At 60.7% G+C, this 15,874-nt stretch carries 12 protein-coding genes; 3 read left to right on the top strand and 9 right to left on the bottom strand.

The window, feature by feature from the left end:
- Nucleotides 1–13 precede the first annotated feature (13 nt).
- The 3 genes from rbsB (at nt 14) to L972_RS02240 (ending at nt 2,934) form a co-directional block, all read left to right on the top strand.
- Nucleotides 14–889, top strand: a complete 876-nt coding sequence (gene rbsB / locus L972_RS02250; RefSeq protein ID WP_005336672.1) for a ribose ABC transporter substrate-binding protein RbsB — start codon at nt 14–16, stop codon at nt 887–889.
- 108 nt (nt 890–997) lie between these two features.
- Nucleotides 998–1,930 (top strand): ribokinase, encoded by a 933-nt coding sequence (gene rbsK, locus L972_RS02245; RefSeq protein WP_047435010.1) that lies wholly within the window; start codon nt 998–1,000, stop codon nt 1,928–1,930.
- Nucleotides 1,930–2,934, top strand: a complete 1,005-nt coding sequence (locus tag L972_RS02240; RefSeq protein WP_047435008.1) for a substrate-binding domain-containing protein — start codon at nt 1,930–1,932, stop codon at nt 2,932–2,934. The genes rbsK and L972_RS02240 overlap by 1 nt, the downstream gene beginning before the upstream one ends.
- Nucleotides 2,935–3,018: 84 nt before the next feature.
- Here L972_RS02240 and L972_RS02235 read toward each other — a convergent pair whose 3' ends face one another.
- The 9 genes from L972_RS02235 to pheS all read right to left on the bottom strand — a co-directional run bounded on the left by L972_RS02235 (nt 3,019) and on the right by pheS (nt 15,634).
- Complete coding sequence (locus tag L972_RS02235) at nt 3,019–4,668, bottom strand: sensor domain-containing diguanylate cyclase (RefSeq protein WP_047435005.1); 1,650 nt, start codon at nt 4,666–4,668, stop codon at nt 3,019–3,021.
- Nucleotides 4,668–5,144: a hypothetical protein gene (locus tag L972_RS02230; RefSeq protein WP_047435083.1), complete on the bottom strand. Its 477-nt coding sequence runs from the start codon at nt 5,142–5,144 to the stop codon at nt 4,668–4,670. Before L972_RS02230 ends, L972_RS02235 begins: the two co-directional genes overlap by 1 nt.
- A gap of 91 nt (nt 5,145–5,235) precedes the next feature.
- On the bottom strand, nt 5,236–6,009 hold the full coding sequence (cobB, locus tag L972_RS02225; protein WP_005351956.1) for a Sir2 family NAD+-dependent deacetylase: 774 nt from the start codon (nt 6,007–6,009) through the stop codon (nt 5,236–5,238).
- 60 nt (nt 6,010–6,069) lie between these two features.
- On the bottom strand, nt 6,070–6,711 hold the full coding sequence (locus L972_RS02220; protein WP_047434999.1) for a GNAT family N-acetyltransferase: 642 nt from the start codon (nt 6,709–6,711) through the stop codon (nt 6,070–6,072).
- 3 nt (nt 6,712–6,714) lie between these two features.
- On the bottom strand, nt 6,715–7,959 hold the full coding sequence (locus tag L972_RS02215; RefSeq protein WP_047434996.1) for a response regulator: 1,245 nt from the start codon (nt 7,957–7,959) through the stop codon (nt 6,715–6,717).
- Nucleotides 7,946–11,935 carry a response regulator gene (locus L972_RS02210; RefSeq protein WP_052200019.1) on the bottom strand — a complete coding sequence of 1,330 codons (3,990 nt, stop codon included), beginning with the start codon at nt 11,933–11,935 and terminating at the stop codon, nt 7,946–7,948. Before L972_RS02210 ends, L972_RS02215 begins: the two co-directional genes overlap by 14 nt.
- Before the next feature lie 15 nt (nt 11,936–11,950).
- Nucleotides 11,951–12,247 carry an integration host factor subunit alpha gene (ihfA, locus tag L972_RS02205; RefSeq protein ID WP_005300715.1) on the bottom strand — a complete coding sequence of 99 codons (297 nt, stop codon included), beginning with the start codon at nt 12,245–12,247 and terminating at the stop codon, nt 11,951–11,953.
- A 3-nt stretch (nt 12,248–12,250) separates the two neighbouring features.
- Entirely contained in the window at nt 12,251–14,638 is a 2,388-nt protein-coding gene (pheT, locus tag L972_RS02200; protein WP_047434979.1) for a phenylalanine--tRNA ligase subunit beta, read from the bottom strand.
- A 12-nt stretch (nt 14,639–14,650) separates the two neighbouring features.
- Nucleotides 14,651–15,634 (bottom strand): phenylalanine--tRNA ligase subunit alpha, encoded by a 984-nt coding sequence (gene pheS, locus L972_RS02195; protein ID WP_047434976.1) that lies wholly within the window; start codon nt 15,632–15,634, stop codon nt 14,651–14,653.
- Between the last annotated feature and the right edge of the window lie 240 nt (nt 15,635–15,874).

Raw genomic sequence — 15,874 nt, 5'->3', positions numbered from 1 at the left:
AAGGAATGAAATGATGAAAAAGCTCAATACCCTGCTCGCTGCCGCCATCATGTCCGTGCTGGGCACCGCCCATGCCGCCGATCAAACCCTGGCCATGGTGGTCTCCACCCTCAACAACCCCTTCTTCGTCACCATGAAAGAGGGTGCCGAAGCCAAAGCCAAGGAGCTTGGCTACGAGCTGGTGGTACTGGACTCCCAGAATGACCCGGCCAAAGAGCTCTCCAACATGGAAGATCTCACCGTGCGCAAGGTCGGCGCCATCCTGATCAACCCCACCGACTCCGAAGCAGTCGGCAACGCTATCCGTCTGGCCAACCGCGCCAGCATTCCGGTACTGACCCTGGACCGCGGCGCTGCGCAGGGTGAGGTCAAGGCTCACATTGCTTCCGACAACGTGGCAGGCGGCAAGCTGGCCGGTGACTTTATCACCGAGAAACTGGGTACCGGTGCCAAGGTGATCCAGCTGGAAGGGATTGCCGGTACCTCCGCCGCCCGCGACCGTGGTGAAGGTTTTGCCCTGGCCGTGGCGGCCAACAAGCTGCAGGTACTGGCTTCCCAGCCTGCCGACTTTGACCGCACCAAGGGTCTGAACGTCATGGAAAACCTGCTGGCCGCCCATCCGACCGTACAGGCAGTGTTCGCCCAAAACGACGAGATGGCGCTGGGTGCCATCCGCGCGGTACAAGCTGCCGGTAAAGAGGTGATGATCGTCGGCTTCGACGGCACTGACGATGGCAAAGCCGCCGTTGCCAAGGGTAAACTGGCCGCCACCGTGGCCCAGCAACCAGCCCTGATCGGTGCCATCGGCGTCGAGACTGCCGACAAGGTGCTGAAAGGTCAGCCGGTCGAGAAATCCATTCCGGTACCGCTGCAAGTGGTCAGCAAATAAATCACAAGGGGGAGGCTCGCCTCCCCTTTTCCCTTTCGTTCAGGTGCCTCCCGGCTTGAGCTCACGCCATCACAGTGTTCAAGCCAAGATGCATCAGGAGTAGTCAACATGAATCGTCTCGTCGTTCTGGGCAGTGTCAATGCAGACCATGTGCTGCGCGTTCCCCACTTTCCTCGCCCGGGTGAAACCCTGACCGGCCACAGCTATCAGGTAGTGCCCGGTGGCAAGGGGGCCAATCAGGCAGTCGCTGCCGCCCGCCTCGGTGCCGCCGTCTCCTTTATCGCCCGCATCGGTGGTGACGCCATCGGCCACCAGATGAAAGCCGGCTTTGCCAAAGATGGCATCGACGTCAGCGCCGTCGAGCTCGATCCCAAGCTCCCGACCGGTATCGCCATCATCTATGTGAGCGATGAGGGGGAGAACAGTATCGGTATCTCCGCCGAAGCCAACGGGGCCATCACTCCGGCTGTGGTGAAAAACCACGAAGCGATGATCGCCGACGCCCACACCCTGCTGTTGCAGCTGGAAGTGCCGCTCGAGAGCGTCCATGAAGCTGCACGGCTGGCTCGCGCCCACGGCACCCGGGTGGTGCTCAACCCCGCCCCTGCCCGCCCGCTCTCAAGCGAGCTGCTGGCACTGGTCGACCTTATCACCCCCAACCAGACCGAAGCGGAGCTGTTGACCGGCGTCAAAGTCACCGACGAAGCGAGTGCCCGCGAGGCGGCCGCCCGCTTCCACCAGATGGGCATTGCGGACGTGATGATCACCCTGGGGTCGCAGGGGGTCTATTGCAGCAACGCCCAGCAGCAACAGCTGATACCGGGCTTTCGGGTCAAGGCGGTGGATACCACAGCCGCAGGCGATACCTTCAACGGCGCCCTGCTGGCGGCGGAACTGGCGGGTGCCGATTTCCACAGCGCGGTGCGCTTTGCCCACGGGGCGGCGGCACTCTCCGTCACCCGATTCGGTGCCCAGAGCTCCATCCCGAGCAAGCAGGAGGTCGACACCTTCCTGCTTGAGCAGACTGCGCAGGAGAACTGATGGCCAATATCAAGGAGGTGGCGGCGAGGGCCCAGGTCTCCACCACCACCGTCTCCCATGTCATCAACGAGACCCGTTTCGTGGCCGAGGAGACCCGTGAGCGGGTCTTTGCGGCCATGCGCGAGCTCAACTATGCCCCGAGTCTGGTGGCTCGCAGCCTCAAGGTGAAGGAGACCAACAGTATCGGCATGCTGGTCACCACCTCCAGCAACCCCTTCTTTGCCGAAGTGGTGCGCGGGGTGGAGCGTTACTGCTTCGAGCAGGGCTACAACCTGATGCTGGGCAACACCGAGGGTCAGGCCGAGACCGCCCTCTCCTACCTCAAGATGATGCTGCGCAAGCGGGTCGATGGCCTGCTGATCATGTGTAGCGAAGGCCAACAAGAGGTGTTCAATCAGCTCGACTGGCTCAAGAGCCTGCCGGTGGTGGTGATGGATTGGGGGCTAGTCAGTGAGGATGTGGATCTTATCGCTGACAACTCCTTCCATGGCGGTTATCTGGCGACCCGCCATCTGATTGAGCTGGGCCATACCGCCATCGGTTGCATCACAGGCCCCAGCAGCCGCGCCCCCGCCAACCAGCGCCAAGCTGGCTTTGAGCAGGCGTTGCAGGAGGCAGGTCTCACGCTCAATCAAGATTGGATCCAGGAGGGTGATTTTGACTGCGCCAGCGGCCATCAGGCGATGACCCGTCTGCTGGCATTGCCCGAGCGGCCCACTGCCCTCTTTGTCTGCAACGACATGATGGCGATGGGGGCCATCAGTGCCGCCCATCAGGCGGGGCTGGTGATCCCGCGCGACCTATCCATTGTAGGCTACGACAATGTGGCGCTGGCTGAATTTATGTCGCCGCCACTCACCACCGTCAACCAACCCAAAGAGGAGCTGGGACGCCTCGCCGTCACCCGCCTGCTGGCGCGGATCAACGGCGAAGCGGTGGAGAATCACCTGATCACCGTCGACCCTGACCTGGTGATCAGACAATCTTGCGCGCCCTGCCCCTGACGTTCAGGGGCAATAAACGAAACAAGGCGACCTCGGGGTCGCCTTGTTTCGTTTTATCTCTGCCGTGCAATACCGCTTTTGCCCTCAGGCCAGCGACCGGGTCTCCCTGGCTGCCAGCACTTGCAGTGGCACCAGCCCCAATCGTCTGGCCAGAGGTTGCAGCAACTCGCCATCATCATCACCCTGCGGCAGCCAGTAGCGAACAGGCCAGCCGGCTACCAACTGTGCCGAGGTGGTGCTGCCAATCTCTCTGAGCGCCAGAGTACAACCCTGCTGCCGCAATCCCGCCAGCAGGGCACCATCCGGCTGCAGCGTCGGTATCAGCAGCACCAGCGGCGTACGGGAAGCCTCCGGCAGATAGGCCAGTAAATGGGTCAGCTGGGCCTGGTTGTCGAACGGGACCAGCAGTGCCCGACCATCGGCATACTGCGCCTCGTACGCTTGCAGCACACGGGCCAGCACGGGCCCCAGTACGCCGCACTCCTGCAGCCAGCGCATGTGGCAAGGCGCCCCCAGCTCACGCCACTCAAGCGCCAATTGCCACATCTCGTTGCCCTGTCCGTCCGTCAGCGCCTGCAATGCCACTCGCAGCGGTGCAGGCTCGTGCCCCGCCAGCCACTCTCGCAGCTGATGAAGCTGCTGCTGACTCAGCTGCAACTGCTGCAGCATGAAGGGCTCAAACCAGCTGATCGCCCCCTCCTGGCTACGCTTGGCCTGATTGAGGGCCAGGATAGCCTGATCCAGCAGCCGGGCGACATCCTGCTGCTGCGCCTTGGCAACCCCGAGCCGACAGGCCAGATCGAAGCTGCACTCCCGGGTCACGAACTCGAAATGGAGCAGATCCACCAGCTCATGAATGGCGGTTTCCAGCGCATCATCCGCCTTGGTCAGCACCACGGCAAATTCGTCACCGCCGAGCCGGTAAGCGTGGCTGCCATGGGCCTGCTGCAGCTTGTTGGCCACCATCTGCAACAGCCGATCACCGACCTGATAACCCAGCAGATCATTGACTTGCTTGAAGCGCTTGAGATCGAGCACCACCAAAGCGCTCACATCATCGGCATGCAGAGCGCGAGAGAGCTGCTCCTGCAGGGCACGGCGGTTGCCAAGCTGGGTCAGGGGATCGAGCAGGGCAAGCCGACGGTTCGCCAGATTGGCACGAATGAGGGCAGCGACCAGAGCGCCACCGGTCAGCAACAGGATCAGTTGCCAGATCTGCAGCCAGAACAGGCTGTTGCGGATCTGGCTGACCGAATGCTCCCGCTCCTGACCGGAGAGGATCTGATCCCCTATCTGTTCGACGAGACGGGTCTGGCTGGCGATCGCCTCCTGCAAGCGGGCAAGCTCAGCCCCCTCGCGCAGCGCACCGGCCTCCATCTGGGGTTCGAGCTGCTTGATCTGCTCGAACAGGGTGGCCAGCACCTTGCCGAGCCCGTGCCGCTGGCGCATCTCGGCGGTTTCACTGCTGATGAGGAAGATGTCGAGCCGGTTCCACAGCAGATCGTAATCGAGGCTCAGGGTCTCCATCGACTGTCTGCCAGCCCGATAGAGCTGCAGGTCGTAGAGGAAACGCTGGGATTCGAGCATTACCTGGCTGATGTTCCAGTGGACATTGCGGTAGAAGGTATCGACTAGCTGCTCCTGCCGATATTGCAGATAGAGGCTGCTGCCAGACGAGAGCAGAAACAGCAGCGACACCGCAACCAACAGCAGATTTTGGCGGGATAGCCCCATCAATCGACGATCTCGATGCGGGTCACCTGCCACACCATGCAGTTATGGATGGCGGGCACGTCCAGCTTGGGATAGGTGGTGAACGGGATGAGCAGCCAGAGCGGCCCCTTGTTGCGCCGGGTCAGCGGTTTGCCGTCCTCCTGACGTACCAGGGTCAGCGGCACGCCGTCAAACAGGGCCAGATCCACCACCTGCTGATAACCGTTGAGGGCCGAGACGGCGATCTTGCGAGCATCCGGGATCCCTTGCGCCGCCAGCACGGCTGACAGGGTCGGCCCGCGATAGCGGTGGGCGCCCTGAGTCCAGGGAGTAGTCGTGGTGAATTCGGTCTGTGGCAAGGCAGAGATGGCCGCCTCATCGAGGGTCACCTGCTGGCCATCTGGCAGTACCAGAGTCATCAGGGGGATGGAGGCCGATGCGCTGGCACTGGCCAGCATCAGGAGAAAAAAAGCGATCCATTGCTTTACTGCGGTCATGGTAATTTGCGCCAACTGCGTCCCATTTTTTAAATGGTTGCCAGTGTGGCGATTTCACCGAACCATTGCAACTGTCCCGTCGCACAGTAGCTCAGGGACCGCGCATCTCCATCCAGTTGTGCCCCTCGACTTGCCTCGGTTGATGAATGCCGCACGCCTCCAGCAACTCATCGACATAGGCGGGCACCAGCAGGGAGGCTGGGCCATAGCGTTTTTCGTCAAACTGGCTACCTACCTCGCTCGGTTCGAGATTGAGCTCGATGGTGTGCGCCCCGTTCAATCCCGCTTCATGGACAAACCCGGCGGCCGGATAGACAGCGCCAGAGGTGCCGATGGAGATAAAGAGATCGCACTGGGCCAGCGCACTATAGATGCGATCCAGCCCGAGCGGCATTTCGCCAAACCAGACCACATGGGGACGCATCGGCTGGGGGAACTGGCAACAGGAGCAGAGCTCGTCCTGATGGAGATCGCCGCGCCACTCGATCACCTGACCGGACTCGGGGCAGCGGGCCTTGAGCAGCTCCCCGTGCATATGGATAAGGTTCTTGCTGCCCGCGCTCTCATGCAGATTGTCGATGTTCTGGGTGACCAGGGTGACTGTGCCGGGCAGCAGTCGCTCGAGGCGGGCCAGCGCATAGTGGGCCGGATTGGGATGAACCTGGGGCTGTTGCAGCTGTTTGCGGCGGGAATTGTAAAAGCGCAGCACCAGTTCGGGATCCCGGGCATACCCCTCGGGGGTCGCCACGTCCTCGACCTTGTGCTCTTCCCACAAACCGTCGCAGGCACGAAAAGTCTTGATGCCGGATTCGGCAGAGATCCCCGCGCCGGTCAGGATCACGATATGTTTATATGACTGCGCCATAAGCTGCTCCGTCTATCCCCGCACAATAAATGTGACCTTAGCACAGGGAAAAAAGTGTCACTATTCGCCCTTGGTCTTAAGCGGCGCCGCTGGCGGTGCGGATAACCAGGCATCCAGTACCGACAGATCCAGCCTGACAAAGACCATCTCCCGCCCGGTTACCAGGGTCAGCGGCAAACCAAGGCGCTTGAGCAGAGTCAGCATGGGCCGGTTCTGGGCCAGCACTTCCGCCGTCCACTCCCGGATCCCGTCCGCTCTGGCCAGCAGTGCCAGCGCCAGCAGAATCCGTCGCCCCGCCCCCTTGTGCTGGAAGTGATCCGCCACGATGCAAGAAAACTCCGCCCGATCGGGATGAAGGCGGCGGCGGATTGATTGCGCCTGAGCCAGCGGCTCACCGGCAAGATCGGTCAGCAACAGCGAGATCTGTTGTTCGGGATGGTAATTGAGAAATTGGGCCACCTGTTCCGGTGGCGGCGTCCGTTTCGGACGCATAAAGCGCAGATAGATGCTCTCTTCACTCAATGCATCGTAAGCGGCCAGCATGCGGGCAGGCGCCACCCCATGCAGCTCGCGCAGCAGGCAAGGCACCCCGGAGACCTGCATCGCCAGTGGCAGCGCGGCCCGGGAAAACGGATGGGGCCAGCCCTCCAGCCCTTTGCCAAGGCGCTCCCGGTGCATGGGCCAGCAGAGGTAGCGCGGCATGGCTTACCAGCGCCCCGTCATACCGCGCTCTCGCCACACCTCGACGTCGAGCAGGTTGTAAGGATCATCCAGATAGACGGCGATCCCCAGCTCCCGAACCCGGACCATAAAACGCCCCAGCAGGGAGTCACCGGTCAAGGACTCCATCTCCGGCAAGATCCCCTGCCCCAGCAGCAAGGCTTGCAGCGGCAAACGCTCCAGCAGATCGAATGGCAGATGCTGGCTGTTATCTAGCAGCAGCGCAAGCTTGCTCCCCGCCAGACTGGCTTGCAGCACCAGCGCGAAGCGATCGGCATTGCCGAGCAGGTGGTCACGACGGTGGATCAGCAGGGTCAGTTCGGCTGGGGTACGCGACTGCTCCGTCAGCCAATCCTTGAGCGCCTCCCAGCGGCTGGGTAAACCCGTTACCGCCAGCCAAACCGGATGAGGGGTCGCGGGACTGGAGAGCAGCCCTAGCTGACCCTGCACCTCCCCCTGCCACCGGCGGATGGTGCGGCGCTGGCCGCTCAAGCGCTGTTGACGCAGCGGGCCCAGATAGAGTCGACGCAGCAACCTTAGCAGCTCGTCGCAATCAAGCGGCTTGGCCAGTGCCGCCAGAATGTTGAAACCGGCATCGTGCAGCAGGCGGCGGGCACCGTCGATCAGCGTCTGCTCATGGGCCGAAAGCAGCACAATGGGCAGCCCGGCCTCCTGCAACTGGGGCTGGTTCATCAGCAGACTGATGGCATCTTGCTCCACCAGACTGAGATCGCACACCAGCAGGCTGATGTCGCCCGCCGACAATGCCGCAAGACAGGCCGATTCATCCTGTACCCACTGACAGGAGAGCCCCAACCCGGCGATTGTCTGTTGCAATTGCATCCCCTGAAACGGGTGATCCTCGAGCAGCAGCACCTTGTTAGCGGCCAGCCAGTTGCACCAGTTACGGTAACTGGCGGCAAGCCCCCCCAGCCAATCCTCGCCGATAGCGTAGATCCCCTCATGCTGCTGCAACTGGGGGAAATAGTCCGCCTGCTGATGAGCGGCGGGGTCGTAAAGGGCAATGGCACCTGCCGCAAACAACCCTTCCCACTGCCAGCAGGCATCCGGTCGGGTACGGTGCAGCGTGACATAGGAGGGCAATGTCATGGTGCTGGCCAACTCATGGGCGGTGCTGTCGAGGGCATAGAGCACAATGGGGCAAAATCCTGCCGCCTCATGCTCTTCCGAATCGAGCAACGCCAGTAATTCTTCATCAGTGATGATCATCTTGAGCCCTCTTTGAAAACTGCTGGCTGAACTCATCCAGTGCCCGGTTCAATCTGGCTTGCAGCATCGGATGGGGCGCCTGTTGCCACTCTTCAATGACCGCCACCAACGCAGTCGCCCCTACCATTCTGGCGGCCCCCTTCAACTTGTGTAAAGCAGCATTCACGCCAACTTCATCTTCTTCTGTGCTGCAGCGCTCAAGTTCGGCCAAATCATCACGGGTAGCCTTCAGATAAAGGGCGGCCAGTTCATCGGTCAGCAGCGAGGCAACCGGTGTCGGGGCGACAACATTGCTCCCCTCTTTGGCAATATGGCGCAGCAAGGTCGCCAGCTCCTTGAGGGCGACCGGCTTGTCCAGATGGCCATCGCAACCGCAGGATTGCAGCTCCCTTGCCGCCTGATCACTGAGATCTGCGGTGATCACATAGACCGGCAGACGGGCCCAACGAGCGGATTGGCGCAATTGCCTGCACAGCTCGGCCCCGTTCATCACCGGCATCTGCAGATCGGTCAGCACAAAATCCACCTCCTGCTGCGCCAGCATCTCCAGCGCCAGCTGCCCGTTGGCGGCAGTGATAACGCTGGCACCAAGTTGCCCCAGTTGCAGGCTGATCAGCTCGCGATTGACATCGTGATCTTCAACCAGCAGAACCCGCATGCCGAGCCCGGGCTGGGTGCCTGCGACCGGTTGATCCGGGGTCAGCCGTGGCTGCAGCAGGGTGATGATGGTCCCGGGCACCCAGGACTCCCCTTGCCAGGCCCAATAGTAGAGCCCCTTCTCGTCCACCTCCGCTTGCAGCGTATCAACGGCGTTGCTGACGGTGGCGATCCCCAAGCGACTGAGCCAGGGCGACAGCGCTTGCGCCTCATCATGGGGTAAAGAGAGTGCCAGCTGCCGCACATTGGGCAGCCAGTCCGGCTCCTGCTGCACCCGCTTCAGGGGCAGCTCGCAGTAGAAGCGGCTACCGCCACCAACACGCCCCTCGACATCGATAAGCCCACCCATCTGCTCGATCAGCTGCTTGCAGATCGCCAGACCAAGACCGGTGCCCGGCGCCCGCAGCTGGCCTTCAACGGCAAACTGCTCGAATGGCATAAAGAGCGTGGTGCGCATCTTGGCGGTGATCCCCGGTCCCTGATCATCCACACCAAAGCGCAAGGTCGATGCGACCACCTCGGCCCACAGCACCACTTCCCCACGCAGGCTGAACTTGATGGCATTGGAGAGCAGGTTGTGGAGCACTTGCCGTACCCGGTGAGGGTCGAGGGTCTGCAGGGCTGGCAGAGCCGGATCCAACTTAAGGCGCAGTTGCAATCCCTTGGCCCGCGCCTTGGTCCAGTGCACTGCCGCCACGTGCTCACACAGCTCGGCAAAATCGGTGGGTTGCGGCGAGAGGGAGAGTTTGCTGTTTTCGTTGCGGCTAAAGTCGAGCACATCGTTGAGCAGGCCGAGCAGCTCATCCCCCGCCTGACGCACCCGCGCCAGCGCAGAGTCTTGCTCTCTCGACAAAGGAGTGCTGGCCAGCCACTCCAGCAAGCCGAGCATGGCGTTCATCGGCGTGCGGATCTCGTGGCTGATGGCGGCCAGAAAGCGCCCCTTGGCCAGCACTGCCTGTTGCGCCTGCTCATGGGAGTGCTGCAATGCCTGATCCTGCTCGACCCTGGCAGTGGCATCCTGCATCACCGCATAAATTCGCCACCCCTGCGGCTGACTGCGGCCACGGCCATAGAGCTGCAACCAGCGCAGACCCTTGGTCGGATGGTGGTAGCGCATGGTGAATGCGAAGGGTTTGCCAGCCTGCAACATGGCGAACATCTCACGGCGTACCCGGCGGCGATCCTCGCGCTCCAGCATAATGAGCACCCGTTTGGGCTCACGACGGATCTGCTGACTCGCCAGCCCCAGCAGCTCGTAACAGCCCCGGCTGATAAACTCGATACCCCCTACCCGTCCCCGCTCGAACATAAACTGCAGCACCACGCCGGGCACGGTATTGGTCAGGGCGCGCAGGCGGCGCTCTGCCTGACGCAGAAAACGGGCCTGCTCACGCAGCACACTGATATCCGACAGGGCGATGAGATCGGTGGCAGGTGCCTGCTTGTCCAGCCGCAGCGGATGCTGGGCATAGGCGAAGACCTGATCCCCCAGCACCAACTCCCCTTCACTCTTCTGAGGCTGTACCGGCGGCAACATCAACTGCTGCGAATAGCGCAGGGCCAGACGTCGCCCCTGTTTATTGGATTTGATCACCTTGCCCTGGCTGTTGCGCAGATAGACGGGCACCGGCAACGCCTGAAACATGGTTTCCCGCAGCTCGCTCTCGATGGCCAGCGCCTTCTCGGCGGCGTGACGCTGGGCCACCTCCCGTGCCAGTTGCTGACGAGACCGCCAGATCCCGCCGATGACGATACCGCTGATCAACAGTGCCATGGCAATGGAGCCAAACCAGGCAGCGTAGCTCACGCCGGGCTGCTGCACGACGAGCAAGCGGCGCCAGCGCTGGTTAAGTTCGTCGATCTGGGTGCTGGTCAGCGCCATCAGGTTGCGATCCATCACTCCGGCCAGTTCGGTCTGACTCTTGTTGATGGCAAAGCCAAGACTGAAACGATCTTCCAGCTCCTCGATATCGAGCCCTTCCAGCAAGTTGGTACGCTGGGGATATTGCAGCTGATATAGCTCGCTCAGCATGGCGTCAGCCTTGCCCTGTTTGATCGCTGCAAGCCCCTGCTCGATGCCGTCGGTGCGAACCCACTCCTGATCTCCGAGCAGGGCGAGCAAGGAGGGATCATAGAGGGATTCAGGCACCAGAATACGCTGCCGCTTGAGTTGGGTAATGCGATCGGCAGCCAACTTGCGCTTGCTGATCAAGGCAAACCGGTTGGTGGAGATCGTCCGACTGAAAATGAACTGATCCGTCAATGCCGGGGATTCCGGCAAGCCGGACATCATATCCGCCTCACCACGGCGCAGCTTTTCTACGGCCTCCGCCTTGCTGGCGGCAGGCACCAGCTTGTATTTCAGGCCGGTCTCCTGGGTTACCCAGCGCAACACATCCGCGCTCCACCCCTTCGCCTCTCCCAGATCATTGACACCGCTATAGGGCATCAACTCGGGATTGACCACCAGGCGAATGGTGCGCCCGCGGCCGGATAACCAGGCCTGTTCGGTATCGCTGAAGTGGGGCTGGTTGACGTAGAGCGACCCCTGATCGAGATAACGGGCCAGATCGGTATAGATAGTACCGGCGGGCATATGACGGATCAGGGTGTCCACCAGATTGGCCAACTCCGGCTGATCGCGCATCATCAGTCGATAGCTGATGATCCGATCCTCACCAAACAGGCGGCGCAGGCGCAAACCATCGGCAGGAAACTCGCGCATCAGATAGCGCAGTTGCAGATAGTCCCCCAGATAGGCATCACCCTTGCCACTCTGCAGCGCGTCGTATACCTTCTCTCCGCTTTTTAGGGAAATAATACGTGCCTGGGGATAGAGCTCGTGCAGCAGGCGGGCAGAGTCTGCCACCGAGTAGACCAGAAAGCGGGCCTGTTTGAGATTTTCACCCTTGTAGAGGATGGCGGCATCGGTCTCCATCATCGGACGGCTTAACCGCATGCCCTCCACGGCCTTCTTGCGGGTTCCGACATAGGGAATGATGTCACAGTCACCCTCTGCGAGCCCGTTGCGCAATGTCTGCCAATCGGGCAACTCTTTGAGCACGAGGGGAACCGGGAACAGCTCCTGCAACCGGGCGAGACGATCCTTGAGCAGTCCCCCCTCGGCCATCAGGTATGGTGGAGGAAGCGACGCAGGATAGCAGAGCGAAAGCTGACTCAGTGAATTTACATAAGCCTGGGTCGCCGGCGCCAACGGCAGCACAGTGGTCTGCAAAGGCTCGGCGTGCAATGGCAGTGCCAGTACGGCACCCAGAAGAAAAACGGGGAATTTAGTCATCTGAAAACAAAAGCCAGGCATCTGCCTGGCTTTTTATCACTCGTTGGGTTCAACATTTTCTACCCTGGCCTTGAGCTTCTGGCCAGGCCGGAAGGTCACCACGCGGCGGGCGCTGATCGGAATATCCTCGCCCGTCTTGGGGTTGCGTCCGGGACGCTGATTCTTCTCACGAAGGTCAAAGTTACCGAAGCCTGAAATCTTGACTTGTTCACCACGCTCAAGCGCCTGTCGGATTTCCTCAAAGAAGGCTTCCACCATATCTTTGGCTTCACGCTTGCTCATCCCGAGCTGGGTGAACAGGTGCTCTGCAATGTCGGCTTTGGTAAGCGCCATAGATCAATCCCTCAAGGATGCATTCAACTCTTCACCAAGGGCCCGCACGACATTGTCTACGGTCTCGGCAATCTCTTTCTCCTCCAGGGTGCGCTGGGTGTCTTGCAATACAAGACTGATGGCCAGGCTCTTCTTGTCCTCTGCCATACCAGCACCCTGGTATACGTCAAACAAGTTTATTCCAACTACCTGATTTCCGCCAACTTTTTTAATTACCGCAAGCACATCACCTGCCAGAACCTGACGATCGACCACCACAGCAATGTCGCGACGGTTCGCCGGGAACTTGGAAACTTCGGCAGCCACCGGCACCTTGGCCGGGGTCAGCTTGTCCAGCTCCAGCTCAAACATCACCGCACGGCTCTTGAGGCCCAGCTTCTTCTCGAGGCTCGGGTGGATCACGCCGATGTGGCCGATGATCTCGCCATTGCGCAGGATGGCTGCGCTCTGGCCCGGGTGCAGGGCGCTGTGCTCGGTACGCTCGAAGGTAAAGGTGGCCCCTTCGGCGGTCAAGTCCAGCACCGCTTCCAGATCCCCTTTCAAATCAAAGAAGTCGGCTGCGCGGGTTTTGATATCCCAGTGCTCGTCGCTCTGGTTGCCGGTGATGATACCGGCCAGCATCGGCTCCTGACGGATGCCATTCTCGGCGCTTTCATCCTTGATGAAACGCAGACCCTGCTCGAACAGACGCACGCGCGGCTGCTGACGGTTCTGGTTGTAAACGACGGCCTGCACCAGACCCGGGAACAGAGAGACCCGCATGGCGGACATCTCGACCGAGATCGGGTTCGGCAGCACGATGGCATCGCTCTGCGGGAACAGGGTTTGCTGGGTCTTGGGATCAACGAAGCTGTAGGTGATCGCTTCCTGGAAACCGCGGTCAACCAGCAGGTCGCGCACGCGCTTCAGGGTCACCTGCCCTTCTGCCTGCTCCACCATCGCCAAGGAAGCAGCGGGTTTCAGGTTCGGGATGTTGTTGTAGCCGTAGATGCGAGCCACTTCCTCGATGAGGTCTTCCTCGATGGCGATATCGAAACGCCAAGAGGGTGCCAGCGCAGTCCAACCGTCAGCATCCACAGTGACTTGCATGCCGAGGCGAGTCAGGATCTCGACCACCTGAGCATCCGCTACGCTGATACCGATCACCTTGTCGAGCTTGGTCCGACGCAGCTTGATGGGTGCCGCTTTCGGCAGATGGGCATCGGATTTGACCTCGATGACCGGACCCGCTTCGCCGCCGCAGATATCCAGCAGCAGGCGAGTTGCACGGTCCATCACCTTGGCTTGCAGCTCCGGATCAACCCCGCGCTCGAAGCGATGGGAAGAGTCGGTGTGCAGACCGTAAGCGCGAGCACGGCCGGTGATGGAGAGCGGCGCGAAGAAGGCGCACTCCAGCAGGATGTCAGTTGTGGTCTCGGATACACCGGTGCGGTTGCCACCGAAGATACCGGCCATGCAGGCAGGACCTTTGGCATCGGCAATCACCAGGGTGGTCTCTTTGAGCTTCACTTCGTTGCCGTCGAGCAGGGTCATCGGCTCGTCAGCGTGGGCACAACGCACCACCAGTTCCCCTTCCAGGGTAGCCAGATCGAAAGCGTGCATCGGCTGACCGTATTCCAGCAGCAGGTAGTTGGTGATGTCGACAATGGCGTCGATGGAGCGGATACCACCACGGCGCAGCTTCTCTTGCATCCAGAGCGGGCTCTGAGCCTGCAGGTTCAGCCCCTTAATGACGCGCCCCAGATAACGGGGGCAATCGGCGGTTGCTTCAACCCGGATCGGGAAAGTTGCGTCAATGGTGGCAACTGCAGGTGTCCAGGTCGGCTCGACCACGTCCACGCTGTTGAGCACGCCAATTTCACGAGCCAGACCGGCTATACCGAGGCAATCGGCACGGTTCGGAGTCAGATCCACGTCGATGGAGACGTCGTTTAGATTGAGGTAGTCGCGAATATCGGTACCGATGGGGGCATCGGCCGGCAGCTCGATGATGCCATCGGCTTCAACGTCGATACCCAGCTCACTGAAAGAGCAGAGCATGCCATGGGACGGCTGGCCACGCAGCTTGGCTTTCTTGATGGTGAAATCACCCGGCAGGGTCGCCCCTACTTTGGCCACGCACACTTTCAGGCCCTGACGGCAGTTTGGCGCGCCGCAGACGATGTCCAGCAGCTCGGCTTCACCCACGTTGACTTTGGTCACCCGTAGCTTGTCGGCGTCCGGATGCTGGGCGCACTCGACCACTTCACCCACCACCACATTGTTGAACTGGCCAGCCACCGCTTCCACGGCGTCAACTTCCAGACCGGCCATGGTGATCTGCTCGGCCAGTGCATTGTCACTCAACTCGGTGCGGACCCACTCCATCACCCAGGATTTACTGAATTTCATGTTCTCTCGCCCTTACTTGAACTGCTTGAGGAAGCGCAGGTCGTTTTCGAAGAAGGCACGCAGGTCGTTGACCCCGTAACGCAGCATGGTCAGGCGCTCAACGCCCATGCCGAAGGCAAAGCCGGAGTATCTTTCCGGATCGATGCCGACCGAACGCAGTACGTTCGGGTGCACCATGCCGCAGCCCAGCACTTCCAGCCACTTGCCGTTCTTGCCCATCACGTCTACTTCGGCGCTCGGCTCGGTGAACGGGAAGTAGGAAGGACGGAAGCGAATGGTCAGGTCTTCCTCGAAGTAGTTGCGCAGGAAGTCGTGCAGAATGCCCTTCAGCTCGGTAAAGCTGGCATGCTCGTCAACCAGCAGGCCTTCAACCTGATGGAACATCGGGGTGTGGGTCATGTCGTAGTCGTTACGATAGACGCGGCCCGGTGCAATGATGCGGATCGGCGGCTGCTGATGCTCCATGGTGCGGATCTGCACACCAGAGGTGTGGGTACGCAGCATCAGATCAGGATTGAAGTAGAAGGTATCGTGATCGGTACGCGCCGGGTGATGAGCCGGAATATTCAGCGCATCGAAGTTGTGAAAGCCATCTTCAATCTCGGGACCACGGGCAACCTTGAAGCCCATCTCGCCAAACAGGCGCTCGATGCGCTCGATGGTGCGGGTTACCGGGTGCAGACCGCCATTCTCGATGCGGCGGCCCGGCAGGCTGACGTCGATGGTCTCGGCAGCCAGCTTCTGGTTCAGCACGGCGACTTCGAGTGCTTCACGACGCTCGTTCAGCGCATCCTGAACCTGCTGTTTGGCCTGGTTGATCACGGCGCCCGCGGCGGGACGCTCTTCGGCAGACAAGGCGCCCAGGCCCTTCATCTGCTCGGTAAAAAAGCCCTTTTTACCCAGATATTTGACCCGGATTTCGTCGAGGGTCGCGATATCGCTCACGCCCTCAATTTCGGCTCTGGCTTGGCCGACTACTTCTTCAAGCTGTTGCATGTCTTCCTCGTCACCACTCCCGGTACAGGAGCCTTTAGGCTAAATAAGGTCAAGAGGGGAATAATACAAAAAAAGCCCCTTCGCTGACCATAGTTAAGGTGGGCTTTTCTCCCTACAAATCATTTTGTTATATCAAGCGAGTCTCATCGACTCACCGCCACTCCTGAAATATTAGAACAAACACCTAGTTTGTTGGCATATAAGCCATTTGTTTAACAGGTCATCTCGCACATATCGCCT

It is taken from the genome of Aeromonas sp. ZOR0001 (genome assembly GCF_000801015.1).
Classification (GTDB): domain Bacteria; phylum Pseudomonadota; class Gammaproteobacteria; order Enterobacterales; family Aeromonadaceae; genus Aeromonas; species Aeromonas veronii.
Note: the sequence above shows the minus strand (reverse complement) of the source record. Positions and strands in the feature narration are given on the sequence as shown.

Excerpts from the sequence above, each read along its gene's own strand:
- L972_RS02235 (WP_047435005.1), bottom strand. The coding sequence starts at position 4,668 with ATGGGGCTATCCCGCCAAAATCTGCTGTTGGTTGCGGTGTCGCTGCTG.
- pheS (WP_047434976.1), bottom strand. The coding sequence starts at position 15,634 with ATGCAACAGCTTGAAGAAGTAGTCGGCCAAGCCAGAGCCGAAATTGAG.
- pheT (WP_047434979.1), bottom strand. The coding sequence starts at position 14,638 with ATGAAATTCAGTAAATCCTGGGTGATGGAGTGGGTCCGCACCGAGTTG.
- L972_RS02215 (WP_047434996.1), bottom strand. The coding sequence starts at position 7,959 with ATGATCATCACTGATGAAGAATTACTGGCGTTGCTCGATTCGGAAGAG.
- rbsB (WP_005336672.1), top strand. The coding sequence starts at position 14 with ATGAAAAAGCTCAATACCCTGCTCGCTGCCGCCATCATGTCCGTGCTG.
- cobB (WP_005351956.1), bottom strand. The coding sequence starts at position 6,009 with ATGGCGCAGTCATATAAACATATCGTGATCCTGACCGGCGCGGGGATC.
- L972_RS02240 (WP_047435008.1), top strand. The coding sequence starts at position 1,930 with ATGGCCAATATCAAGGAGGTGGCGGCGAGGGCCCAGGTCTCCACCACC.
- rbsK (WP_047435010.1), top strand. The coding sequence starts at position 998 with ATGAATCGTCTCGTCGTTCTGGGCAGTGTCAATGCAGACCATGTGCTG.
- ihfA (WP_005300715.1), bottom strand. The coding sequence starts at position 12,247 with ATGGCGCTTACCAAAGCCGACATTGCAGAGCACCTGTTCACCCAGCTC.
- L972_RS02230 (WP_047435083.1), bottom strand. The coding sequence starts at position 5,144 with ATGACCGCAGTAAAGCAATGGATCGCTTTTTTTCTCCTGATGCTGGCC.
- L972_RS02210 (WP_052200019.1), bottom strand. The coding sequence starts at position 11,935 with ATGCCTGGCTTTTGTTTTCAGATGACTAAATTCCCCGTTTTTCTTCTG.
- L972_RS02220 (WP_047434999.1), bottom strand. The coding sequence starts at position 6,711 with ATGCCGCGCTACCTCTGCTGGCCCATGCACCGGGAGCGCCTTGGCAAA.